The 21,261-nt window shown below is 72.8% G+C and carries 22 protein-coding genes and 2 pseudogenes; 7 read left to right on the top strand and 17 right to left on the bottom strand.

What is annotated here, in order from left to right:
* Positions 1-52: 52 nt before the first annotated feature.
* Positions 53-985, bottom strand: a complete 933-nt coding sequence (locus Aru02nite_RS00425) for a bifunctional riboflavin kinase/FAD synthetase (RefSeq protein WP_203653953.1) — start codon at positions 983-985, stop codon at positions 53-55.
* Between the two features lie 71 nt (positions 986-1,056).
* Positions 1,057-1,950: a tRNA pseudouridine(55) synthase TruB gene (gene truB / locus Aru02nite_RS00420; RefSeq protein ID WP_203653952.1), complete on the bottom strand. Its 894-nt coding sequence runs from the start codon at positions 1,948-1,950 to the stop codon at positions 1,057-1,059.
* Positions 1,951-2,206: 256 nt separating this feature from the next.
* On the opposite strand from truB, the gene Aru02nite_RS00415 reads away from it, so the two are divergent.
* The gene (locus Aru02nite_RS00415) at positions 2,207-2,353 is read left to right on the top strand and encodes a hypothetical protein (RefSeq protein WP_203653951.1); all 147 of its coding nucleotides are present in this window, start codon (positions 2,207-2,209) and stop codon (positions 2,351-2,353) included.
* 172 nt (positions 2,354-2,525) lie between these two features.
* Here Aru02nite_RS00415 and Aru02nite_RS00410 read toward each other — a convergent pair whose 3' ends face one another.
* Both Aru02nite_RS00410 and Aru02nite_RS00405 read right to left on the bottom strand, forming a co-directional pair.
* On the bottom strand, positions 2,526-3,884 hold the full coding sequence (locus Aru02nite_RS00410) for an MFS transporter (protein ID WP_203653950.1): 1,359 nt from the start codon (positions 3,882-3,884) through the stop codon (positions 2,526-2,528).
* Positions 3,885-4,063: 179 nt separating this feature from the next.
* Positions 4,064-4,816, bottom strand: coding sequence for a GH25 family lysozyme (locus tag Aru02nite_RS00405; RefSeq protein WP_239076221.1), 753 nt, complete (start codon positions 4,814-4,816; stop codon positions 4,064-4,066).
* 212 nt (positions 4,817-5,028) lie between these two features.
* On the opposite strand from Aru02nite_RS00405, the gene Aru02nite_RS00400 reads away from it, so the two are divergent.
* Positions 5,029-5,964, top strand: coding sequence for a hypothetical protein (locus Aru02nite_RS00400; protein WP_203653949.1), 936 nt, complete (start codon positions 5,029-5,031; stop codon positions 5,962-5,964).
* Here Aru02nite_RS00400 and Aru02nite_RS00395 read toward each other — a convergent pair whose 3' ends face one another.
* The 6 genes from Aru02nite_RS00395 to rbfA all read right to left on the bottom strand — a co-directional run bounded on the left by Aru02nite_RS00395 (position 5,965) and on the right by rbfA (position 10,838).
* Positions 5,965-7,287 carry an MATE family efflux transporter gene (locus Aru02nite_RS00395; RefSeq protein ID WP_203653948.1) on the bottom strand — a complete coding sequence of 441 codons (1,323 nt, stop codon included), beginning with the start codon at positions 7,285-7,287 and terminating at the stop codon, positions 5,965-5,967. It lies immediately after the preceding gene.
* A gap of 49 nt (positions 7,288-7,336) precedes the next feature.
* Positions 7,337-8,098, bottom strand: coding sequence for an MBL fold metallo-hydrolase (locus Aru02nite_RS00390; RefSeq protein ID WP_239076219.1), 762 nt, complete (start codon positions 8,096-8,098; stop codon positions 7,337-7,339).
* 348 nt (positions 8,099-8,446) lie between these two features.
* Positions 8,447-8,665: a DUF6186 family protein gene (locus Aru02nite_RS00385; protein WP_203653944.1), complete on the bottom strand. Its 219-nt coding sequence runs from the start codon at positions 8,663-8,665 to the stop codon at positions 8,447-8,449.
* On the bottom strand, positions 8,662-9,066 hold the full coding sequence (locus Aru02nite_RS00380; protein WP_203653942.1) for a hypothetical protein: 405 nt from the start codon (positions 9,064-9,066) through the stop codon (positions 8,662-8,664). The genes Aru02nite_RS00385 and Aru02nite_RS00380 overlap by 4 nt, the downstream gene beginning before the upstream one ends.
* Before the next feature lie 285 nt (positions 9,067-9,351).
* On the bottom strand, positions 9,352-10,356 hold the full coding sequence (locus Aru02nite_RS00375) for a DHH family phosphoesterase (protein WP_203653940.1): 1,005 nt from the start codon (positions 10,354-10,356) through the stop codon (positions 9,352-9,354).
* Positions 10,353-10,838, bottom strand: coding sequence for a 30S ribosome-binding factor RbfA (gene rbfA, locus Aru02nite_RS00370; RefSeq protein WP_203653938.1), 486 nt, complete (start codon positions 10,836-10,838; stop codon positions 10,353-10,355). The genes Aru02nite_RS00375 and rbfA overlap by 4 nt, the downstream gene beginning before the upstream one ends.
* Positions 10,839-10,972: 134 nt before the next feature.
* Between rbfA and Aru02nite_RS00365 the strand changes: the two genes are divergently transcribed.
* Complete coding sequence (locus Aru02nite_RS00365; protein WP_203653936.1) at positions 10,973-11,548, top strand: winged helix-turn-helix domain-containing protein; 576 nt, start codon at positions 10,973-10,975, stop codon at positions 11,546-11,548.
* A complete protein-coding gene (locus Aru02nite_RS00360; protein WP_203653934.1) occupies positions 11,545-12,813 on the top strand; it encodes an MFS transporter in 1,269 nt (422 codons plus the stop codon). Before Aru02nite_RS00365 ends, Aru02nite_RS00360 begins: the two co-directional genes overlap by 4 nt.
* 3 nt (positions 12,814-12,816) lie before the next feature.
* Here Aru02nite_RS00360 and Aru02nite_RS00355 read toward each other — a convergent pair whose 3' ends face one another.
* Positions 12,817-13,110, bottom strand: a complete 294-nt coding sequence (locus Aru02nite_RS00355; protein WP_203653932.1) for a DUF503 domain-containing protein — start codon at positions 13,108-13,110, stop codon at positions 12,817-12,819.
* Positions 13,111-13,121: 11 nt separating this feature from the next.
* On the bottom strand, positions 13,122-14,150 hold the full coding sequence (locus Aru02nite_RS00350) for a TRM11 family SAM-dependent methyltransferase (RefSeq protein ID WP_203653930.1): 1,029 nt from the start codon (positions 14,148-14,150) through the stop codon (positions 13,122-13,124).
* A gap of 100 nt (positions 14,151-14,250) precedes the next feature.
* Here Aru02nite_RS00350 and Aru02nite_RS00345 point away from each other — a divergent pair, with 100 nt between their 5' ends.
* A complete protein-coding gene (locus tag Aru02nite_RS00345) occupies positions 14,251-14,571 on the top strand; it encodes a YidH family protein (RefSeq protein WP_203653928.1) in 321 nt (106 codons plus the stop codon).
* Between the two features lie 107 nt (positions 14,572-14,678).
* Here the strand turns inward: Aru02nite_RS00345 and infB are convergent.
* The 5 genes and pseudogenes from infB to rimP all read right to left on the bottom strand — a co-directional run.
* Positions 14,679-17,135: pseudogene (gene infB, locus Aru02nite_RS00340) on the bottom strand (translation initiation factor IF-2); the annotation flags it as partial.
* A 407-nt stretch (positions 17,136-17,542) separates the two neighbouring features.
* A pseudogene (locus Aru02nite_RS37515) lies at positions 17,543-17,690 on the bottom strand (translation initiation factor IF-2 N-terminal domain-containing protein); the annotation flags it as partial.
* Positions 17,691-17,773: 83 nt separating this feature from the next.
* Entirely contained in the window at positions 17,774-18,133 is a 360-nt protein-coding gene (locus Aru02nite_RS00335; protein ID WP_203653925.1) for a YlxR family protein, read from the bottom strand.
* A 149-nt stretch (positions 18,134-18,282) separates the two neighbouring features.
* On the bottom strand, positions 18,283-19,314 hold the full coding sequence (gene nusA / locus Aru02nite_RS00330) for a transcription termination factor NusA (protein WP_203653924.1): 1,032 nt from the start codon (positions 19,312-19,314) through the stop codon (positions 18,283-18,285).
* Positions 19,311-19,961 (bottom strand): ribosome maturation factor RimP, encoded by a 651-nt coding sequence (gene rimP / locus Aru02nite_RS00325; protein WP_203653923.1) that lies wholly within the window; start codon positions 19,959-19,961, stop codon positions 19,311-19,313. The genes nusA and rimP overlap by 4 nt, the downstream gene beginning before the upstream one ends.
* A gap of 328 nt (positions 19,962-20,289) precedes the next feature.
* Between rimP and Aru02nite_RS00320 the strand changes: the two genes are divergently transcribed.
* Together Aru02nite_RS00320 and Aru02nite_RS00315 are read left to right on the top strand one after the other, a co-directional pair.
* Positions 20,290-20,760, top strand: coding sequence for a hypothetical protein (locus Aru02nite_RS00320; RefSeq protein WP_203653922.1), 471 nt, complete (start codon positions 20,290-20,292; stop codon positions 20,758-20,760).
* Between the two features lie 61 nt (positions 20,761-20,821).
* Positions 20,822-21,250 carry a ferritin-like domain-containing protein gene (locus Aru02nite_RS00315; RefSeq protein WP_203653921.1) on the top strand — a complete coding sequence of 143 codons (429 nt, stop codon included), beginning with the start codon at positions 20,822-20,824 and terminating at the stop codon, positions 21,248-21,250.
* The last annotated feature ends 11 nt before the right edge of the window (positions 21,251-21,261 follow it).

The following is a 21,261-nucleotide window of genomic DNA, read 5'->3' as shown; positions in this document are numbered from 1 at the left end:
GCACGCGGACCGAGCCGCCCGAACCGGGCCGGACCCGGCATCCCGCCGGTGGTCAGAGACCGAGCACCCGGCGGGTCTCCCTGGTGTCCGCCTCGATCTGCGCCACCAGCGTCTCGACCGCGTCGAACCGGCGCATCGGGCGCAGCCGGGCGATGACGTCGAGTTCGACGCGCTCGCCGTACAGATCGCCGTCGAAGTCCAGGACGTACGCCTCGACGCGGCGGTCCTTGCCGGAGAACTGCGGGTTGGTGCCGATGCTGATCGCGGCCGGCAACCGGTCGGCCGCGGCGTCCCGGCGCAGCCAGCCCGCGTACACCCCGTCGGCGGGGATCGCCGCCCGGGGCGGGCACAACACGTTCGCCGTGGGGAAGCCGAGCAGCCGGCCGCGCCGGTCACCGCGGACCACCACGCCGCCCAGCCGGTGCGGCCGACCCAGCGCCACCGCGGCCGCCCCGACGTCCCCCGCGTCGATGCACGACCGGATGTACGTCGAGGAGAAGACGGTGTCGTTGTCGGCGATCAGCGGCGCGCCCTCGACCGTGAACCCGAACTTGCGGCCCAGCTCGCCGAGCAGCGCCACGGTGCCCGCCGCCTTGTGCCCGAACCGGAAGTTCTCCCCCACCACGACGGCCGCCGCGTGCAGGTGCTCCACCAGCACGTCGTGCACGAACGTCTCCGGCGACAGCTTGCTGAACTCCACCGTGAACGGCAGCAGGCAGAACACGTCCACGCCGAGCCGCTCGACCAGCTCCGCCTTGCGGTCCGGGTCGGTCAGCACCGCCGGGTGACTGCCCGGCCGGACCACCTCGGCCGGGTGCGGGTCGAAGCTGATCACCACGCTGGCCACCCCGTACTTCCGGGCCAGTTCCACGGTGTGTTCGATGATCGCCTGGTGTCCGCGGTGCACGCCGTCGAACACCCCGATCGTGACGACGGACCGACCCCAACCGGGCGGCGCCGCGTCCACCCCTCGCCAGCGCTGCACGCGCCCTCCCCAACTCGGCGTGTCGCGGGCGGCACTCACCGCCCCGCAAACCCCTTCACGGTACTCAACGCTCAGACGAGCTCGTCGGGTGTGGTGAGCACGATCTCGGGCCTGGCGCGGCCGTCGCGTTCGGCGACGACGGCGAGCAGCCGGTCGCCCGGACCGTAGACCGCGTACGGGCCGGTGAGGCCGCTCGGCGGCAGCGGCCCACCGTGCGCGACAGTACGGGCGGCCGCGGCGTCGACCTCGCGGCCGGGCAGGATCCGCGCCGCCGCCGCGGCCATCGGCAGCGTCACCGGGTCGTCGAGATCGGCCAGCTCGTCCAGCGTGCGGGCCTCGGCCAGGGTGAACCCGCCCACCCGGGTACGCCGCAGCGCGGTCAGGTGCCCGCCCACACCGAGCGCGGCACCCAGGTCCCGCGCGATGGCCCGCACGTACGTGCCGGAGGAGCACTCGACGGTGACGTCCACGTCGAGCAGGCCGTCCGGCTCCCGGCGCATGGCGTGCACGTCCAGCCGGGACACCGTGACCGGGCGGGCCGGCAGCTCGACCGTGTCGCCCGCCCGGACCCGCTTGTACGCCCGCTCGCCGTTGATCTTGATGGCGCTCACCGCGCTCGGCACCTGCCGGATCTCGCCGGTCAGCGGAACCAGGGCCGCGCGTACCGCGTCGTCGGTGACGGCGTCGGCCGGCGCACCGCCGGTGGGCTCACCCTCCGCGTCGTCGGTGACCGTCGAACGGCCCAACCGCACCGTCGCCTCGTACGCCTTGTCGCAACCCGTCACGTACGTCAGCAGCCGGGTGGCGCGGCCGACCGCGAGCACCAGTACGCCGGTGGCCATCGGGTCCAGCGTGCCGGCGTGCCCGACCCGCCGGGTACGCGCCAGCCGGCGCAGCCGGGACACCACGTCGTGCGAGGTCATCCCCGCCGGTTTGTCGACCACCACGAAACCCGCCGTCTCCACGAGCGACGAGCTTAGAGGCCACCGCGCGGGCGCCGTCGGGCGGCGTACCGGAAGCCCGGAAACCGGTGCTGTGCAAGGGATGCAGCGGCCGGCGACGCCCCTCCGGCAGCGGTGCTCCACGTCACCGGGTCACCTGGGTCACCCGAGGCTGATTTTCCGGGCTTTCCGCGCGATAGTGGTGACGGAGGCAGTTGGCCTCCCGACCAGCCGAACACCCGACTAGGCGGGATCGGCCCGAGACCCCGAGGAGGAAGCCATGGTGTTGACAGCGCTGATTGTGGAAACCGGCATCGCCGTGATGGTGGCCGGTGGACTGGCCGCATGGTCCCGGCGGCACTTCGCTTCGCGGGGTGCCGAGCAGATCGAGATCGCCGAGCCGGCCGAGGCCACGCAGCACGCCTGACACGTCGGCGCCTGACACGTCGGGCGCCCGACCACCGGGCGGCGCCGGACCGACGACGCCCGAGGTGCACCGCCGAGCCGGGTGGCCGCATCGAAAGCCGAGCAACGACGAACGCGCCCCGCACCAGTACGGTGCGGGGCGCGTTCGGTGTCTCAGTAGGCGATCGACGCCCTCACTGGGCGACGGGGGCGAGCTGCGGCCCGACCGAGTTCTCGTTGATCTGGGCCATCGGTACCCGGGCCGTCTCCGGGATCCGGATGATCGGCACCAGCGCGATGGCCGCCGCCGCCATCAGGTAGTACGCGGGCCAGTCGTTGTTGCCGGTCTTCTCGATCAGCAGGGTGACGACCCAGCCGCAGGTACCGCCGAACAGCGACGTCGACAGGTTGTACCCGATGGCGAACGAACCGTACCGCACGCGGGTCGGGAACATCGCCGGGAACGTCGAGCCGATCACCGCGAGCATGAGTACCAGGAGCAGGGCCACGATGAGGAAGCCGACGAACAACAGCGCCACGTTCCCGGACTGCATCAGCTTCAGCGACGGCCAGCTCAGCAGCAGGAACCCGATCGCGGCGGTGAGCAGCAACGGTTTGCGGCCGACCCGGTCGGACAGCGCACCCAGCGGGGCGATCAGCGACAGCTGGATCACCTCGACCGCGATGATGATCAACGTGGACTGGGTGTCACCGATCTTCAGCGTGTTGGTGAAGTAGCTGGGCATCGTGGTCAGCAGCATGTAGTCGGCGATGTTCAGCAGGATGACGATGCCGATGAGGTTGAGGATCATCCGCCAGTTGCGCACCAGCGTCTCGACGATCGGCGCCTTCTCGGCCTTCTCCCCCGCCTTCTCCAGCCGCTGGAACTCCGGGGTGTCCTCCAGCTTGGACCGCAGGTACAGACCGATCAGGCCGAGCGGCAGCGCGATGAAGAACGGGATCCGCCAGGCCCACGACTCGATCTGGCTCGACGAGAAGCCGAGCGTCACGGCGAGCACCACGACGTTGCCCAGGATGTACCCGGAGAGCGTGCCGGCCTCCAGGAAGCTGCCGAAGAAGCCGCGTCGCCTCGTCGGCGCGTACTCGGCGATGAACGTGGCGGCGCCACCGTACTCCCCGCCCGTGGAGAAGCCCTGGATCAGCCGCAGCAGCAGGACCAGGATCGGTGCCGCGATGCCGATGCTGTACGGGCCGGAGTACGTCGGCAGGCAGCCGACGAGGAACGTACAGCCGGACATCAGCAGGATCGTGATCGCAAGGACCTTCTGCCGGCCCAGCTTGTCGCCCAACGGCCCGAAGAACGCGCCACCGAACGGCCGCACGATGAACCCCACCGCCAGCAGCGCCAGCGACTTCAACACCGCGCTGCCGCTGTCGGAGGGGAAGAAGACCGTGCCGATCGTCGCGGCGATGACGCCCGAGGTGAAGACCCCGTAGTCGTACCACTCGGTCGCGTTACCTATGGATGACGCGAGAACCGCCTTGCGGATCGTTCCCGCGTCCACAGTCGCCGCTGTCTGGGCCTGGCTCATCGTTGCCGTCGACCTCCTCGTGCCTGGCTCCACCCCGGAGGGGCGAATCAGGACCAACCACTCGTCACGGCTTCAGTTTCCAGTGCGAGAGCCCGGCAAACACGTAGTTTTCGCAGTACGGTGCGTCATTTTTTCCCAGCCCCGGCGGGGCCGTACGCGTACGGCCCCGCCGGCGCCGTTCACGCCGTGTTGTTGGCGAGGGCCAGCAACCGGTCCGCGGAACCGTTGAACACGTCCTGGTCGACGGTCGCCGGGATGCCGCCGACCGAGCCGGAGTCCGACCACTGCCAGAACGTGTACCCGCCCCAGCCTGCCGGCATGCTCGGGCTGCTCACTCCCCAGTGGGCGACCCACATCGGGTTGGTCGAGCCGAACGCGGTACTGCCGCCGGTGCACGACGACCACCACGAGGCGGTCGTGTAGATGACCGCGTCCCGACCCGTCCGCGACTTGTACGTGCCGGTGAAGTCGCTGATCCAGCTCACCATCGCCGACGGGGACAGCCCGTCGCAGTTCGCGACCTCCAGGTCGACGGCGCCGGGCAGGGTCAGGTTGTCGGCGGACCAGGCGCCGCCGTGGTCGGCGAAGTAGTTCGCCTGGTCCGCACCGGAGGAGCTGCCGGGGCGCGCGAAGTGGTACGCCCCGCGGATCACGCCGGCGTCGTGCGCGCCGACGTAGTTCGCCGCGAAGGCCGAGTCGACGACCGTGGTCCCCTCGGTCGCCTTGATGTACGCGAAGGCGATGCCGCTCGAATTCACCGCGCCCCAGTCGATCGAGCCCTGGTAGTGCGAGACGTCGACGCCGGCGAGCCCGCCGGGCGCGGCCTGGGCCGGGGCGCCCGGTCCGAACGCGGCCGCGGCGGCGACCAGCGCGCCCGCCGCCACGACCAGCATCCGCCGGGCCCACCCGGGTCTGTTGTTGGGAAGTTTCACCTTTCCTCCCGTCTTCGGGCACTAAGTGACGAAGCCCATTACAGTGCATTCGGCGCAGAAACGCCATATCGGAAGAGGAATCCACCCGCGTACCGATCCGCGCCGCTGGCCGAACGGCTGAACGATCATGGGACGACCGGCCGACCCCCGGGCCGGCCCGGCACCGAGAGAATCGCTTGCCCCCCAAGGAAAGACGCGCAGAGAGGTCCGCCGTGCCCACCGAACCCGACGACGACTGGTGGCGGCGGGCCGAACGCCGCGCCCTGCGCGCCCACCGCCGACGCAGGCTCGGCCGCGTCCTGCTCGCCCCCGTCCGGTTCGTCGTACGACCGCGCTCGCCTGGCGTCGTCGTCGCCGTCGTCGCGGTCGCCCTCCTCGCCGTCGTCGGCTGGTACCAGCGCGACGCGGTGCGCGACGCCTTCCGCCCCAACCGTTCGACCGCGTCACCCGACGTCCTGGCCGACACCGCGGGCGACCGGCCCCACGACCCGTTCGCCGGCACCCCCGCCGCCTCGTACGCGAAGGGTGCCGACGGGATCGTCGTGCCCACCGCGCACGCCACCGCCGGACTCACCGCCGCGCAGGTGGCCGCCGACCTCACGACCGTGCGTACCGCGCTGGTCCGCGGGCACCTCGAACACCGGATGCTCGTCGACCACAACGCGACCGGCCTGCTCGCACTCGTCGCGCCGGACGCGCGCGCCCAGGTACGCCGCGGAGTCACGGCCGGCTACCTCGGCGTACGGCTCGCGCCCGGCAGCACGCTCGCCACCGCGCCGCCCCGGGTACGCGGCAGCATGACCGTGCGCGCCGGTACGGACGACCGCGGTCGCCGCCTCCTCGTCGTCACCAGCAACTACGTCTGGGTGTACGCCTTCGCGAAGGCGCCGCATCCCGTCGTCCGGCACGACCACATCGAGTGGCGCTTCTACCCGCCGGGCAGCGACGTGGCCGACGGCAGCCTCGGCCTCTGGCCCGGCCGCTCGACGTACTACACGTACGGGATGGACTGCGCCGCCGCCGACCGGAACCTGCTCAAGCCGCCGCCGCAGGTCGACCCGTCCGCGGATCCGGTCGCCGACGACGAGGACCCCGACGCGCTGTACGACCCGAAGCACGACATGTCGATCAGCGACACCTGCCGCTGATCAGCGGGCGCCGGCGACGGCCCAGCGGCCGCGGACCGCGCGTACCACGATGAGGGCGAAACGGACCAGGATGAAGACGGCGAGCCCGGCCCACACCCCGCCCAACCCCAGGTCCAGCGCGTACGCCAGCCAGACGGCGGGCAGGAAGCCGCACAGCGTCGAGACGAGCGTCAGGTTCCGCAGGTAGCCGACGTCGCCGGCGCCGATCAGGACACCGTCCAGCGCGAACACGACGCCCGCGAACGGCAGCAGGCCGACGAACCACGGCCATGCCAGCATCGCCTGGTGGTGTACGGCGGCGTCGCCGGAGAACACCGCCGGCAGTACGGGGGCGCCGGCGCCGATGAGGACCGCGAGGCCGGTACCGCAGACGGCGCCGGCGAGGCCGATCCGCCGCGCGGTGTGCCTCGCCTCGGCCACCCGGCCCGCACCGAGGTCGGCGCCCACCAACGACTGCGCGGCCACGGCCACCGAGTCGAGCAGCAGGGCGCAGAAGTTCCACAGTTGCAGGGCGATCTGGTGTGCGCCGACCGACGCGGCACCGAACCGCGCGGCGACGGCCGCCGCCGAGGTGAAGCAGAGCTGCATCGACAGCGTCCGCAGGACGAGGTCGCGGCCGACGGCGAGCTGGGCGCGCAGGACGTCCGGGTGCGGGCGCAGCGCGGTCCGTTCGCTCAGCAGTGCGGCGACGAACAGCGCCGCGGACAGCGTCTGCGCGGTCACGTTCGCCATCGCCGAGCCGACCAGGCCGAGACCCGCGCCGTACACGAGGACGGGGCCGAGGGCGGCGGACAGCAGGTTCGCGCCGAGTACGAACACCAGCGGGCGGCGGGTGTCCTGTACGCCGCGCATCCAGCCGTTGCCCGCCAGCGCGAGCAGTACGCCCGGCACCCCGAACGACGCGATCCGCAGCCACTGGGCGGCACCCGCGGCGATCGCGGCACCGTCCGGGCCGTCCCCGGCGAGCAGCCGGGTCACCGGCCCGGCGAGTACCTGGGCCAGCAGCACGAACGCGACGCCGAAGCCGAGCGCCAGCCACGACGCCTGGACACCCTCGGCGACCGCACCGGGCCGGTCACCCGCCCCGTACCGCCGGGCGGCGCGGCCGGTCGTCCCGTACGCGAGGAAGTTGGCGAGGGCGGCGGCGACGGACAGGATCGTGCCACCGAGCGCGAGGCCGGCGAGCTGCACCTTGCCGAGGTGGCCGACCACGGCGGTGTCGACCAGCACGTACAGCGGCTCGGCGGCGAGCACGACGAGCGCCGGCAGGGCCAGCGTCACGATGCCGCGGGCGTCGGAACTCCGCGCCGTCAGGGTGCTCACGCGCCCATACTGGCACGGTCGGTGTAATCAGCGGAAGCCCCGACACCCGTTACGTCAGCGGGATCACGAGCCCCTCGTCCGCGAGCAGGATCTCGCCGTCGTAGCTCCCCGCCGCCTCGGCGCGGGACCGGTGCCGGTCCGCACCCGGCCAGAAATGGGTCAACAGCAGGCGATGCGCCATCGCCCGCGCCGCGAACAACCCCGCCTCCCGCGCCGTCAGGTTGTACCGCGGGGCCGGCGTCACCGTCGCCACCGGCCGGTCCTGGAACGTGGCGTCCACCGCGAACAGGTCGGCACCGGCGCCCAGATCGGCCACCTCCGCCGCCGGCCCGGTGTCCCCCGTGTACGCGAAGACCGCGCCGTCGCCCTCGACCCGTACGCCCATGTTCGGCACGTAGTGCGGCAGCGGCACCAGCGCGACGCGCAGACCGTCGAGGTCCACCACCTCACCCGCCGCGTACTCCCGCACCGTGAACGTCTCGCGCAGCGGCTCCGGCCCGCCCTCGCCTTCCAGGGCGACGAGCAGCTCGGTGAGCCCGGCCGGCAGGTACACCGGGAGCGGGGGCAGGCCGGTGCCGCGATGCCCGTAGTACCGCGCGCGGAACAGCGCGTGCAGGTCGATCCAGTGGTCCGGGTGCGCGTGCGTGACGACCACCGCGGACAGCGTCTCGACCGGTACTGCGGCCGACAGGCGGGGCGCCGTGCCGTATCCCAGGTCGACGACGAGGCGCCGACCGCCGGCTTCGACGAGGAACCCGGAACAGGCCCGGCCCGCCTCGGGCCAGGCACCGCAACTGCCCAGCACGGTCACCCGCAACGGCACCTACCAGCGGCTCTCCAGCGAACGCTGCAGCGCCCGCTGCGCCTCGCGGCGCTCCTCGTCCCGCTCCTGCTCGGTGGTCCGGTTCTGCTCGCCGCTCATGACGAACCCCCTCCGTGAAACACGATGTCGTACGCCGGCGGCCGGTGGGCGGGGATCACCCGTCTTGCCGGTCGGGCGGCACCACGGCACGGAGGGAACCGACGGATGGTCGGCTCCGGGTGAGCCGTCGGGCGCGCACCGTGGTGGCGCGCGTCCGACCTAAGTTAACGTTCATTCCACTGTGCGCCCACGAGTTCCCGCAATACGGGAAATCGCGGCGCGGTCGCGGGTGCCGGCTCAGCGGGCGAAGAAGTGGAAACCCACCCACCACCAGAAACCGAGCAGCGCCACCCGACCCAGCGGGATCCGACCCACCCGGTACCGCATGACGAAGCCGCAGATCTGCGCCAGCGTGGGCACCCGCGAGCCCTCCCGCCGGCCGACGATCTCCAGGACCCCGATCAACGCCAGAGCCAGCGCGTACGCGATGAGCGTCGCCACGCGGGTCGCGCTCATCGCCGGACCAGCGCCCAGAACCCGGTGATCCAGCCGAGGAACACCGCCGACCGCGCCCAGTAGTGCTGGAGTACGGGGTCGGCCAGGGCGGACAGGGTGGGATGGGCCGGCGTGGAGCCGAGCGCGAAGTTCACCAGTTCGAAGCTGGCGAACATCACGACCGGCACGATCCACCAGACCGCCTCCCGGCCGATGTGCCGTACGACCGGGTGGCGGACCATGCGCCGGGACACACCGAGCCAGAAGAACGCCCCACCCAACCCGATCATGGTGAGCGTGGAGCGCAACGAGAACGACGGGAACGATCCGACCAGCAGGGACGTACCGACGAAGCCGACCACGCGGGCGGGTGCGTGCCAGCGTGGCGGCGCCGTCTCGGCGACCTGTGTCTGTTGATCCACGTCTTCCGATTCTCGACCGGAGCGGGCCGCCGCGACAGCCTCTTCGTCGGATCTCACTCACCACCCGCCCCGCCGCCCGGTACCCGCGGGTCAAGCCAACACGGCTCTGGCCCAGGCCGCCGTCAGGCACGGGCCGGCGTCAGGCACGGGCCGGGGTCACGCACGGGCCGGGGTCACGCACGGGCCGGCGTCAGGCGCGGGCCGCCGTCAGCCGCGGGACGGGTCGGGCGCGGGCAGGCAGCACCGATCAGGCGCAAGCCAGCACAGGTCGGGCCCGGGCCGGCGTCAGGCGCGGGCCAGTTCGGTACGCACGGCGGCGAGGACGTCGTCGGCGCTGCCGTGGCCGGTGAAACCCGCCGCGTACCGGTGGCCGCCGCCGCCGAGGGCGACCGCCACCCGGCTCACGTCGACGCCGCCCTTGCTGCGCAGCGACACCGCCCACTCGTCGGGGCCGAGCTGCTTGGCGACGCAGGCGACCTCCGCCTCCTCCGCCGTACGCAGCACGTCGATGACGCTCTCCAGCGACTCTGGGCGCTGGCCGTGCCGGGCCAGGTCGTCGAGCGTCGCGTACGAGGCGACGAGGCCGGCGCCGGTGGTGTCGCGGGTGGCGCGGGCGAGGACCTCGCCGAGCAGGCGGACGGCGCCGAACGGACGCGTGTCGTACAGCCGGCGGCTGAGGCCGGCGTGGTCGATGCCGGTGGCGAGCAGGCGGGCGGCGAGCTCGTGCACCGACGGCGTGGTCGCCTGGTACTTGAAGGATCCGGTGTCGGTGGAGACCGCGACGTACAGGCACTCGGCGATCTCGGGGGTGAGCCGGGCGCCGAGACGGGTCAGCAACTGGTCCACGAGTACGCCGGTGGCGGCGGCGCCCGCGTCGACCAGGTTGAGCGTGCCGAACCGGGTGTTGGACGCGTGGTGGTCGAGCACCAGCGCGCGGCCGGCGGTGTCGAGCCGGTCGCGCAGGTCGCCGAGCCGGTCGGCGCTGCCCGCGTCGAACGTGACGAGCAGGTCGGGCGCGGCGTCGGCCTGGTCGGCGGGGACGAGCAGCTCGCGGCCGGGCAGGTCGGCGAGCACCCCGGACAGCTCGAACGGGCTGGGGAAGCTGGCCTGCACCGGCCGCCCGAGCTGTGCCAGGCCGAGCCCGGCGGCGAGCATCGAGCCGAGCGCGTCGCCGTCCGGGTTCAGGTGGCAGGCCAGCAGGATCGAGTCGGCCTGCCCGATGGCCTCGACGGCCGTGGCCCAGTCGGCCTCCGCGATGCCCGAGGTCGTCGTCTCCGGTGCCGCCGTCACGCCGACCCGCCGGTACGCGGGGCGTCGGTGAGGTCCGCCTCCTCGGCGGCCTCCTCGTCCTCGTCCTCGTCCACCTTGTACGGCTGGGCCTCGCCGGCGTAGTCCGCGGCGGCGGCCTGGCGCTGCACGTCGGCGTCCGCGGCGCGGGCGGCGGCCAGCAGGTCCTCGATGTGCTGCGCCTGCTCCGGTACCTCGTCGGTGACGAACGTCAGCGTCGGCGCGAACCGCAGCCCGAGCCGCTTGCCGACGATGCTGCGGAGCAGACCGTTCGCGCTGGCCAGGGCGGCGGTGGTGGCGGCCTGCTCGGTCGGGTCGCCGAGGACCGTGTAGTAGAGCGTCGCTTCGCGCAGGTCGGCGGTGATCCGGGAGTCGGTGATGGTGATCATGCCGAGCCGCGGGTCCTTGACCTGCTTGCGCAGGGCGGACGCGACCAGCTCCTTGATCCGTTCGGCGTACCGGCGCACCCGGGCGGGGTCCGTCATGATTCCTCCTGCGCTTCGTGCGAACCCTTCGACAGTACTGGGAAAGCCGGCGAACGGCCGCGTCGCCCCGGGTCATCCGTACTACATGCCAAGTACTCTTTGCAAAGAGTACTTTGGAAAGCTATGTTGGCATCATGTCGGAACCCGTCGTCGATCTCACCGATCCGCGCGCGCTGCGCGCCCTCGCCCACCCGCTGCGGCTCGCCCTCGTCGGCCTGCTGCGCCGGGAGGGCCCGCTCACCGCCACCCGCGCCGGGCAGCTGCTGGGCGAGTCGTCCGCGAGCTGCTCGTTCCACCTGCGCCAGCTCGCCAAGTACGGGCTGGTCGAGGAGGCCGGCGGCGGTACGGGGCGGCAACGGCCCTGGCAGGCCACCGCCCGCGCCACCCGCTGGCCGCACCTCGCCGACGACCCCGACCTGGCCGAGGCGTCCGGCAACCTCGACGCGGTGCTCGCCGAGCACTGGCTGCGCGGCGTGCTGCGCTGGATCGACGACCGCGAGACCGAACCGGCCGACTGGCAGCAGGCCGCGGCCCTCGGCGACGCCCTGCTCTGGCTCACCCCCGCCGAACTGTCCGAGCTGACCGGTCGCGTCGACGCCCTCTTCGCCGAGTACGCGGGGCGCGGCGAGAACGCCGAGACGCGGCCCGCCGGCGCCCGCGCCGTGTCGTACCTGCAGGTGGCCTATCCGCTGCCGGACGAGGACGCATGAGACCCGGCGGGCTGTTCGCCGGTCGGGACTTCCGCCGGCTGTGGGCCAGCCACACCGTCTCGCTGTTCGGCGACCAGGTGTCCACGCTCGCGCTGCCGCTCACCGCCGTCCTGGTACTGCGTGCCGGGCCGGGCGCGATGGGCCTGCTGACCGCCGCCGGCATGCTGCCCAGCCTGCTGTTCTCCCTGTACGCGGGCTCGTGGAGCGACCGGCACGGGCGCCGCCGCCGGACCATGCTCGTCACCGACCTGGCCCGCGCCGTGCTCCTGTGCAGCGTGCCGGTCGCCGCCCTGTTCGGCGTACTCGGCCTGCCGCAGCTGTACCTGGTGGCGTTCGGGGTGGGCGCGCTCGGGGTCTGGTTCTCCGTCGCGGACGCCAGCCTGTTCGTCGCGGTCGTCCCCACCGAGCGGTACGTCGCCGCCCAGTCCGCCATCCACGGCAGCCGCGCGTTCTCGAACCTGGCGGGTCCGAGCCTCGGCGGCATCCTCGTCCAGGTGCTCACCGCACCCTTCGCGGTACTCGTCGACGCGGCGTCGTTCCTGGTGTCCGCGGTGGCGTTGAGCGGGATCCGGGCCACCGAGCCGCCCACCGAACCGGCCCGCCGGGGCGCCGTCACCGCCGGCCTGGCGTACCTGCGGCGGTCGCCGGTGATGCGGGCGCTGCTCGCCGCGACCGCGACGGTGAACCTGTTCAACTTCATGTTCATCGCCCTGTTCACCCTGTACGCCACGCGCCAGCTCGGCATCCGTCCCGGCACCCTCGGCGTCGTCCTGGGTGCCGGCGCGGTGGGTGCGCTGCTCGGTTCCGCCGTCGCCGGCCCGCTCACCCGCCGCCTCGGTGTCGGCCCCGTCCTCGTCCTCGGTACGGTGCTGTTCCCGGCACCGCTGCTGCTCGTACCGTTGGCCGCGGGGCCCGGACCGGGCGCGGTGGGGCTGGTGTTCGGCTCGGAGTTCGGCTCCGGGCTGGGCGTGATGCTGCTGGACATCGCGATCGGCGCGGTGATGGCGGCGACCGTACCGCCGCGGCTGCGGGCCCGGGTGTCCGGCGCGTACCAGGCGGTCAACTACGGCGTACGCCCGCTCGGGTCGCTGCTCGGTGGTGCCGCCGGCAGCCTGCTCGGCCTGCGCCCCGCGCTGTGGATCGCCACCGTGGGCGCGCTGGCGGGCGTCCTGTTCCTGGTCCCCAGCCCGGTCCCCCGCCTGCGTACGCTGCCGGCCGAGCCCGACGAGGCCCCGGCCCGGCCGCCCACCGCCGCGGTCCCGTGATCGTCAGTCCTCGTCGCCGCGGACGCGCCGGCGCACGGACAGCAGCTCCAGCTCGGGGCGACCGGCGACCAAACGCTCGCAGGCGTCCAGGATCTCGGCGAGATGGCCACTGTCGCCGGACACCGCCGCCACCCCCAACTGGCTGCGGCGGTGCACGTCCTGGTCACCCACCTCGGCGACGGCCACGTCCAGCTTGCGCAGCGCGGCGACGACGGGCCGCACGTACGACCGCTTCGCCTTCAGCGAGTTGGTGCCGTCGGGCAGCAGGACGTCGAACAGCGCGGTACCGGTATACACGCCTGAGAAGACTAGTCGCGACGGGCCACGAGCAGGTCACGCACGATGGCCTGGTCCACCCGGTGCTCGAATCCCTGGTACGCCGGGCCGTCCAGCACCGTGAGCCCCGCGCCGGTGAGGATCTCGGCCAGGTCGGAACGCCGCGCCACGTGCGTGTTGAACGACAGCCCCAGCGCGCCGCCCGGCCGCAGCAGGTCGGCCCAGCTCGGCGCGGCCGCGGCGATCAGCTCCACCGGACTGCGCGACACCGTACGCCCGTGGCTGCCGTGCGCCACCCCGTACGGCGCGTCGGCCACCAGTACGTCGAAGGTGCGGTGCCGGAAGAACTGTCCGATGTGGACGGTGTCGCCGGCGATGGCGGTCAGCGTGATCAGCTCGCCCGCCTTGTACGCTTCCTTCGTCGGCGCCAGCTCCACGTCGAACCGCCGGCCGAGTACGGCCCGGTTGCGCCGGATCGGCGCACTGCGCGCCAGATGCTTGATCCGGTTCCCCCGCAGCCACGTCTTCAGGAACGCCGCGTACTGGTCGATGTCCTTGCCGTCGATGTCCACCCCGGCCACCGGCAGCCCGTACATGAGGGCCTGGTTGAGGGTGGTGCCGCGGCCGCACATCGGGTCCAGCACCCGCAGCTTGCGCGCCAGCAGGTCGCCGGGTCGGTCCGTGGACAGCGCCGTGACGTTCAGCAGGAGCTTGGTGAACTGCTCGTTCGTCTTCCCCGGGTACTTCAGGATCGTCAGCAGGTCGGACGGGAACAGGTCCAGCGGCGCCGTCGTGACCGGCCGCAGCAGGTCACCGACCCGCTCGAACATCGCGTACCGCGACGACAGGTTCGCCAGGTACGCCAGGTCGGTGTCGGTCAGCTCCGCCGCCCCGAACGTCACGTACGGCACGCCGGCGATCTCGGTCTCCGCGACGTCGGTCAGCTTGCCGCCCAGCACGGTCGCGTCGAGCACCGCCAGTTCCCGACGGGTCAACGTCACCGCCGTGCCCGAGTACACCCGGTTGAGGGACGGCAACAGCAGGATCGCGTACTCGGCCATGGCGGTGCGACGCTCCTCGCGGTCTGGGGATCGACGACGATTCTGCCAGCGCCCCCGTGATCGCGGCCCGGTGGGCGGGCCGCGATGGCAGCATGGGGCCATGCCCGACCAGTCCGCCGCCTGGCGCGACCACCTGGCCAACGAGCGCACGTACCTGTCGTGGCTGCGCTCCGCCCTCGGCGTACTGGTACTCGGACTCGCCGCGGCCAAGTTCGGCGGGCGGGGCGGACTGGAGGCCGGGGTCATCCTCACCGTCGTCGCCGTCGCCGGGCTCGTCTTCGGCGCCGTCCGCTACCGGCAGAGCCGCCGCGCGATCACCGCCGGCGAACTGCCCACCGGCAGCGGGATGGCACCGGTCGTCGCCGGCGGCATCCTGGTCCTGGCGCTGCTCGCCGCCTTCCTCGTCATCGAACTCTCCTGACCCACCCCGGTACGGACACGGCAACGGCCGGGCCCCAGCGGACCCGGCCGTTGCCGTCAGCCGTGTGCCGGGGTCCGTGGCGGTCGACCACGGACCCGTCAGCGCCGTCAGGCGCGCGGCTTCTCGCGCATCTCGAAGTTCTCGATGATGTCGCCTTCCTTGATGTCGTTGTAGCCGCTGAGCGTGATACCGCACTCGAAGCCCTCGCGGACCTCCGTCGCGTCGTCCTTCTCCCGTCGCAGCGAGGCGACGGTCAGGTTCTCCGCGACCACGGCACCGTCCCGGATGAGCCGCGCCTTCGCGTTGCGGCGCACCAGACCCGAGCGGACCATGCAGCCCGCGATGTTGCCGATCCGGCTCGACTTGAAGATCGCGCGGATCTCCGCCGTGCCGAGCTCGACCTCCTCGTACTCGGGCTTGAGCATGCCCTTGAGCGCGGCCTCGATCTCCTCGATGGCCTGGTAGATGACCGTGTAGTAACGGATCTCCACGCCCTCGCGGTCGGCCAGGTCGCGGACCTTGCCCTCGGCCCGCACGTTGAAGCCGATGATCGTCGCCGTCGAGTCGCTCGTCGCGGACGCCAGGTTGACGTCGTTCTCGGTGATCGCGCCGACGCCCCGGTGGATGATGCGCAGCTGCACCTCGTCCGGGATGTCCAGCTTGACCAGGGCGTCCTCCAACGCCTCGACCGAACCGGACACGTCGCCCTTGAGGATGAGGGCGAGGGTGGCCTTCTGGCCCTCCTTCACCTGCTCCATCAGGGTTTCCAGCGTCGCCCGACCACGCGAGTACGCGTTCGCCGCGGCGCGCTTGCGCGCCTGCCGCTGCTCGGCGATCTGCCGCGCGGTGCGGTCGTCCTCGGCCACCAGGAACGTGTCACCCGCACCCGGCACCGCGGTCAGACCCAGCACCAGCACCGGACGGGACGGACCCGCCTCGTCCACCGGCCGACCGTACTCGTCGAGCATGGCCCGGACGCGGCCGTAGCCGGAACCGGCCACGATCGACTCGCCGACCTTCAGCGTGCCCTGCTGGACCAGCACCGTCGCCACCGGACCACGGCCCTTGTCGAGGTGGCCCTCGATCGCGACACCGTGCGCCGCACCGTCGACCGGCGCCTGCAGGTTCAGCGACGCGTCCGCGGTCAACAGCACCGCTTCCAGTACGCCGTCGATGTTCAGGCGCGACTTCGCCGAGATGTCGACGAACATCGTGTCGCCGCCGTACTCCTCGGCGACCAGCCCGTACTCGGTCAGCTGCTGCCGGACCTTCGCCGGGTTGGCGCCCTCGACGTCGATCTTGTTGACCGCCACCACGATCGGCACGTCGGCCGCCTTGGCGTGGTTCAACGCCTCGATCGTCTGCGGCATCACGCCGTCGTCGGCCGCGACCACCAGGATCACGATGTCGGTGACCTGCGCACCACGGGCACGCATGGCGGTGAACGCCTCGTGGCCCGGGGTGTCGATGAAGGTCACCTTGCGCTCGATGCCCTCGTGCTCGACCTCGACCTGGTACGCCCCGATGTGCTGGGTGATGCCGCCGGCCTCACCCTCCACCACGTGCGTGGAACGGATCGCGTCCAGCAGCTTCGTCTTACCGTGGTCGACGTGACCCATCACGGTCACCACCGGCGGACGGGAGACCAGCCGCGACTCGTCCACGTCGGCCTCAAGGTCGATGTGGAACTGCGCCAGCAGCTCGCGGTCCTCGTCCTCGGGGCTCACGATCTGGACGTCGTAGCCCAGGTGCTCGCCGAGCAGCAGCAGCGTGTCGTCCGTGCAGGACTGCGTCGCCGTCACCATCTCGCCCAGGTTGAACATCTCCTGGACCAGCGAACCCGGGTTCGCGTCGATCTTCTCGGCGAAGTCCGACAGCGAGGCACCCCGCGGCAGTCGTACGGCCTGGCCGTTGCCGCGCGGCGCGCCCGAGCTCATGGTCGGGGCGGACAGGTTGTCGAACTCCTGCCTGCGCTGCTTCTTCGACTTGCGGCCCCGACTCGGGCGGCCACCCGGCCGACCGAAGGCACCACTCGTACCGCCGCGACCGCGACCGCCGCCACCGGGGCGACCGCCACCACCGCCGCCACGGAAACCGCCGCCCGCCGGGGCACCGGCACCGCCGGCACCGCCGCCACCGCGGAAGCCACCGCCACCGCCGCCACCGCCGCGGAAGCCGCCGCCCCCACCGCCGCCACCGCCGCGGAAGCCGCCACCGCCGCCGCCCGGACGACCGGCGCCGCCACCGGGACGACCGGCGCCGCCGGCACCACGGCCGCCACCCGGGCCGCCCGGACGGGCCGGGCGCTGGGACGGCATCTGCGACGGGCTGGGCCGCGGCGGCATCGACGCCGGGCTGGGCCGCGGCGGCCGGTCACCGCCACCGGCCGGACGCGGACCGCCCTGGCCGGCGGCCGGACGCTGCGCGCCGCCGCCCTGACCGATACCGAACGGGTTGTTGCCGGGGCGCGGCGCGGGCCGCTGGCCCGGACGGGGCGCGGGGCGCTGCCCCGGACGCGGAGCCGGCGCGGCGGCCGGACCCGGACGCGGACCGGGACGCGGGCCCGGACGCGTTGCGGCGCCCGTGCCGCCACCCGCCGCGGGCGGCTGCTCCTCCTGCGGCTGCGGCGCAGGAGCGGCCGCGCGTTGCCGGGCCGCCTCCTGGGCAGCCTTGACCGCGGCTTCCTGGTCCTTCTTGAGCTGCGCGGCGCGCGCTTCCGCCGCCGCCACCTCGATGTCGTGCGCGCTCGCCGGCTTGCTGGCCGGAACGGACGGACGCGGGCGCGGGCCCGGACGCGGACCCGGCTTCGGCGCCGCCGGACGGGCGGCGGCCGGCTTCGCCTCGGCGGGGGCTTCGGTCGCCTTGGCCACCGTCTGCTCCACGGCCGGCTTCGCCGGTGCGGCCTTCTTCGCCGGCTGCTTCGCCGACGCGTCCCCGCCGGACGCGCCCTTCTGCTGTTCCGCCGCGAGAACATCGCGAAGACGCCGAGCCACCGGCGCCTCGACCGTGCTCGACGCGGACTTCACGAACTCGCCCATGTCCTTCAGCTTGGCGAGCACGCTCTTGCTGTCGGTACCGAACTCTTTGGCGAGCTCATGTACGCGGGCCTTGCCTGCCACTGCACTCCTCATCTCGAGGCCGGGCGGGCAGACCCGCTCGACCTCACTCGTGCAACACCCGAAGCCTGTTCATCACAGTGACTTCATCGTGCGCTCATGTCGGTCGACCTACCTAGTTCGTTCGGGCCCGGGCCTTGCGTCCCGTGCCGTCGGCTGTTGCCACCACTGCGTGCCCCCACGTACTCCCGGACCGGCGTCGGATCGACCGGCGATCCGGCGTCGAGCCGGAGCGCCCGACCGAAGGCCCGGCGTCGCTCCGCGAGCGCGAGACATGCCGGGTCCTGGTGCAGGTGAGCACCGCGGCCCGGCAGAGTCCGTGCGGGATCTGGAACCAACCGGAGACCGGCTTCATTCCGGATCGCCACAACACGCAGCAATGCGGCGGCTGGCGCACGCTGCCGGCAACCCACGCAAGTGCGAACCGGAGACGTGCGACGTACCACGGAGAAGCTTACTCCTCGGCTTGAGAGCGGGCAGCGCCCGGTGCCTGAGTTGATCTCTTCACATCACTGCGGACCGCGTGTCACCCGCCCGTGATGGGCAGGTGACACGCAAGCCGTACGGACACGCCGGGAAGCTCCGGTTTCGCCCCTCAACGGGCGGTGTCGGCCGCCCCGACCGCACCGCCGGCGGGCTCCGGCGGTGCCGACTGGTCGGCGTCGGACCGGATGTCGATCCGCCAGCCGGTGAGCCGCGCGGCGAGCCGGGCGTTCTGCCCCTCCCGGCCGATGGCCAGCGAGAGCTGATAGTCCGGTACGACGACGCGGGCGGCGCGCGCGGCGGCGTCGATCACGTCGACCCGCAGCGCCTTCGCCGGGGACAGCGCGTTCCCGACGAACGCGGCCGGATCCTCCGACCAGTCGATGATGTCGATCTTCTCGCCGGCCAGCTCGCTCATCACCGACCGCACCCGGGCGCCCATCGGGCCGATGCACGCGCCCTTCGGGTTGACCCCGGGGACGCTCGACCGTACGGCGATCTTCGTCCGGTGGCCGGCCTCACGGGCGATCGCGCAGATCTCCACGGTGCCGTCGTTGATCTCCGGTACCTCCAGCCCGAACAGGCGCTTCACCAGGTTCGGGTGGGACCGGGACAGCGTGATCTGCGGGCCGCGCAGGCCCTTGACCACGTGCACGATCACGCACTTGATGCGCTGGCCGTGGTCGTACGACTCGCCGGGGACCTGCTCGGACGGTGGTAGCAGCGCCTCGATCTTGCCGAGGTCGACGACCACGATGCCCTTCTCGGCGCGCGCCTCGTGTGCCTGGATGACACCCGTGACGATGTCGCCCTCCTTGCCCACGTACTCCCCGTAGGTCACCTCGTCGGTGGCCTCGCGGAGCCGCTGCAGGATGACCTGCTTGGCGGTCATCGCGGCGATCCGGCCGAAGTCGTGCGGGGTGTCGTCCCACTCCCGCAGCACCGTGCCGTCCGCGTCGACCTCCTGAGCGAACACCGCGGCGATGCCGGTGCGGCGGTCGATCTCGACCCGCGCGTGCGGGTTCGCGCCCTCGGTGTGCCGGTACGCCGTCAGCAGCGCCGTCTCGATCGTGCTCAGGATCGTCTCGTAGGGAATGTCACGTTCCCGTTCGAGCGCACGGAGGGCGGCCAGGTCGATGTTCATGCCTCCTCCTTCCCTGGCTCCGGATCGTCGTCACCCTTACCACTATCGGCCCTGCCGAACTCGATCTGCACCTTCCCGGGGCCCAACTCGGCGTACCGGAGGAGGCGCGGCTCGCCGCCCACGTCCATCTCGACCCCCAAATCACCGGTACCCACCGGTGTGTCCGCGGCGGTGACCCGGCCGACCAGCGCCTCCCCGCCCACTCCGACGGCGACCAGCCGGCCGACGTTGCGCCGCCAGTGCCGCGGCTCGGTCAGCGGCCGGTCCACCCCCGGCGAGGTGACCTCCAACGTGTACGCCTCGGCGCCGAACGAGCCGCTCTCGTCCGCGCCGTCCAGCGCCGTGGAGATCCCGCGGGACAGCTCGGCGACCGCGTCGAGGCTGACGCCGTCGTCGCCGTCCACCACGATCCGTACCAGGCTGCGCCGGCCGGCCCGGGAGATCGCCAGGTCCTCCAGGTCGTACCCGGCGGCGGTGACCACCGGGGCGACGATGTCGCGCAGCTGCTCGGCATGCGCGGCGAGACTCGGGCCGGCGGGGCCGCGCGAGCGCTCGGGTGCGCCGGTCCGTCGCGGTCCACCGCGTCCGACCGGACGCTCGGGCCCGCCCCGGCCGCCGGACCCCGGCCGCTGTGCACGGGAACCCATGCCGCACCTCCCCTCTCCCCACGGCGGTCACACACCGGCGTGTCGTCCCAACCAGTACAGGCCGCGTCAGAACATCCAACGCGGCGCGGGGAGAAGCGTAACCCGCCGTAGCGAGAAAGGTCGCTCAGCCACCCGGTCGAAACCCGCCCGACCGAGCGGGGTACGGGTCAGCATGGAACGGATCGGGTGTCGCGTAGGGTTTTCACGCGGCGACCGCGGCGGTACGGGTGGCGGACGCGCGCGTGCCGGCAGTGCTCACGGTCCGGCGGGTCGGACATGCCGGCCGGGCGGGACATCGACCGGCTTCGACGCATTCGAGGATGGACGGATGGCTTCGGGATCGCTGCCGCGGCGCGGAGTGCTGCTGGGCGGGCTGGCCGCGGTCGTGACCGCCGCCGGGCTGGCCGGGTGCACGGACACGGAGAAACCACCGCCGCCCAGCCCCGTGCTGCCGGTCCTCGCCGGCAGCCGCGAGCTGGTCGCGGCGTACGACGCGGTCCTGGTCCGGCACGCCGATCTTGCCGACCGGCTGGCGGCGCTGCGGGCGGACCACCGGCGGCACGTACAGGAGCTGACGAAGCGGCTCGGCAGCGCCACGCCGAGCGCGTCGGCGAGCGCGACCCCGTCCACCCCGGTCGTACCGGACGGCGCGGATGCGGCGGTGGCGATGCTGCTGGCGGCGGAGCGGCGCGCGCAGCAGGACGGGACGACGGCGTGCCTGTCCGCGCCGGCGGAGTACGCGACGCTGTTCGGCTCGGTGGCGGCCTGCCGGGCGAGTCACGTGGCGGTCCTGTCGTGACCGCGGCACGGCCGGGCGGGCGGGCCACGACGAACGAGGTACCGACAGCCGTGGAGAGGGCATGACGACGGCGCAGCAGCAGCTGCAGGCGGCACTCGCCGCCGAGCACGCCGCGGTGTACGGCTACGACGTGCTCGGCCCGCACCTGGCCGGCGACGAGCAGACGCAGGCCCGGCAGGCGGGGCAGGCGCACCGGGACCGGCGCGACGCGCTGACCCTGCAACTCAGCCGGCAGCGGGTCACCCCGACCCCGGCCGCGCCGGCGTACGCGCTGCCGATCCGGGTGACGGATCGGGCCGACGCACTGAAACTGGCCGTACTGCTGGAGGAACGTGCCGCCGAGGTGTGGGGCGGGGCGCTGGCTGGGCTGCACGGTGCCGACCGCCGCCGCGCCCTCGCCGCCGTCACCGACTACGCGGTACGCGCGGTGCACTGGCGGCAGCGCGCCGAGATGACGCCGACGACCGTCGCATTCCCCGGAGGGAACTGACAGGAAACCTT

This window comes from Actinocatenispora rupis (assembly GCF_016861975.1).
Lineage (GTDB): Bacteria > Actinomycetota > Actinomycetes > Mycobacteriales > Micromonosporaceae > Actinocatenispora > Actinocatenispora rupis.
The sequence above is the reverse complement of the archived record's forward strand: the minus strand, read 5'-3'. Positions and strand labels throughout refer to the sequence as shown.

Coding starts and splice junctions, on each gene's coding strand:
- Aru02nite_RS00350 (WP_203653930.1), bottom strand. CDS start 14,150: ATGGCCGAGTACGCGATCCTGCTGTTGCCGTCCCTCAACCGGGTGTAC.
- rbfA (WP_203653938.1), bottom strand. CDS start 10,838: ATGACGGACCCCGCCCGGGTGCGCCGGTACGCCGAACGGATCAAGGAG.
- nusA (WP_203653924.1), bottom strand. CDS start 19,314: ATGAACATCGACCTGGCCGCCCTCCGTGCGCTCGAACGGGAACGTGAC.
- Aru02nite_RS00410 (WP_203653950.1), bottom strand. CDS start 3,884: ATGAGCCAGGCCCAGACAGCGGCGACTGTGGACGCGGGAACGATCCGC.
- Aru02nite_RS00385 (WP_203653944.1), bottom strand. CDS start 8,665: ATGAGCGCGACCCGCGTGGCGACGCTCATCGCGTACGCGCTGGCTCTG.
- Aru02nite_RS00320 (WP_203653922.1), top strand. CDS start 20,290: ATGGCTTCGGGATCGCTGCCGCGGCGCGGAGTGCTGCTGGGCGGGCTG.
- Aru02nite_RS00415 (WP_203653951.1), top strand. CDS start 2,207: ATGGTGTTGACAGCGCTGATTGTGGAAACCGGCATCGCCGTGATGGTG.
- Aru02nite_RS00360 (WP_203653934.1), top strand. CDS start 11,545: ATGAGACCCGGCGGGCTGTTCGCCGGTCGGGACTTCCGCCGGCTGTGG.
- Aru02nite_RS00365 (WP_203653936.1), top strand. CDS start 10,973: ATGTCGGAACCCGTCGTCGATCTCACCGATCCGCGCGCGCTGCGCGCC.
- Aru02nite_RS00315 (WP_203653921.1), top strand. CDS start 20,822: ATGACGACGGCGCAGCAGCAGCTGCAGGCGGCACTCGCCGCCGAGCAC.
- Aru02nite_RS00345 (WP_203653928.1), top strand. CDS start 14,251: ATGCCCGACCAGTCCGCCGCCTGGCGCGACCACCTGGCCAACGAGCGC.
- rimP (WP_203653923.1), bottom strand. CDS start 19,961: ATGGGTTCCCGTGCACAGCGGCCGGGGTCCGGCGGCCGGGGCGGGCCC.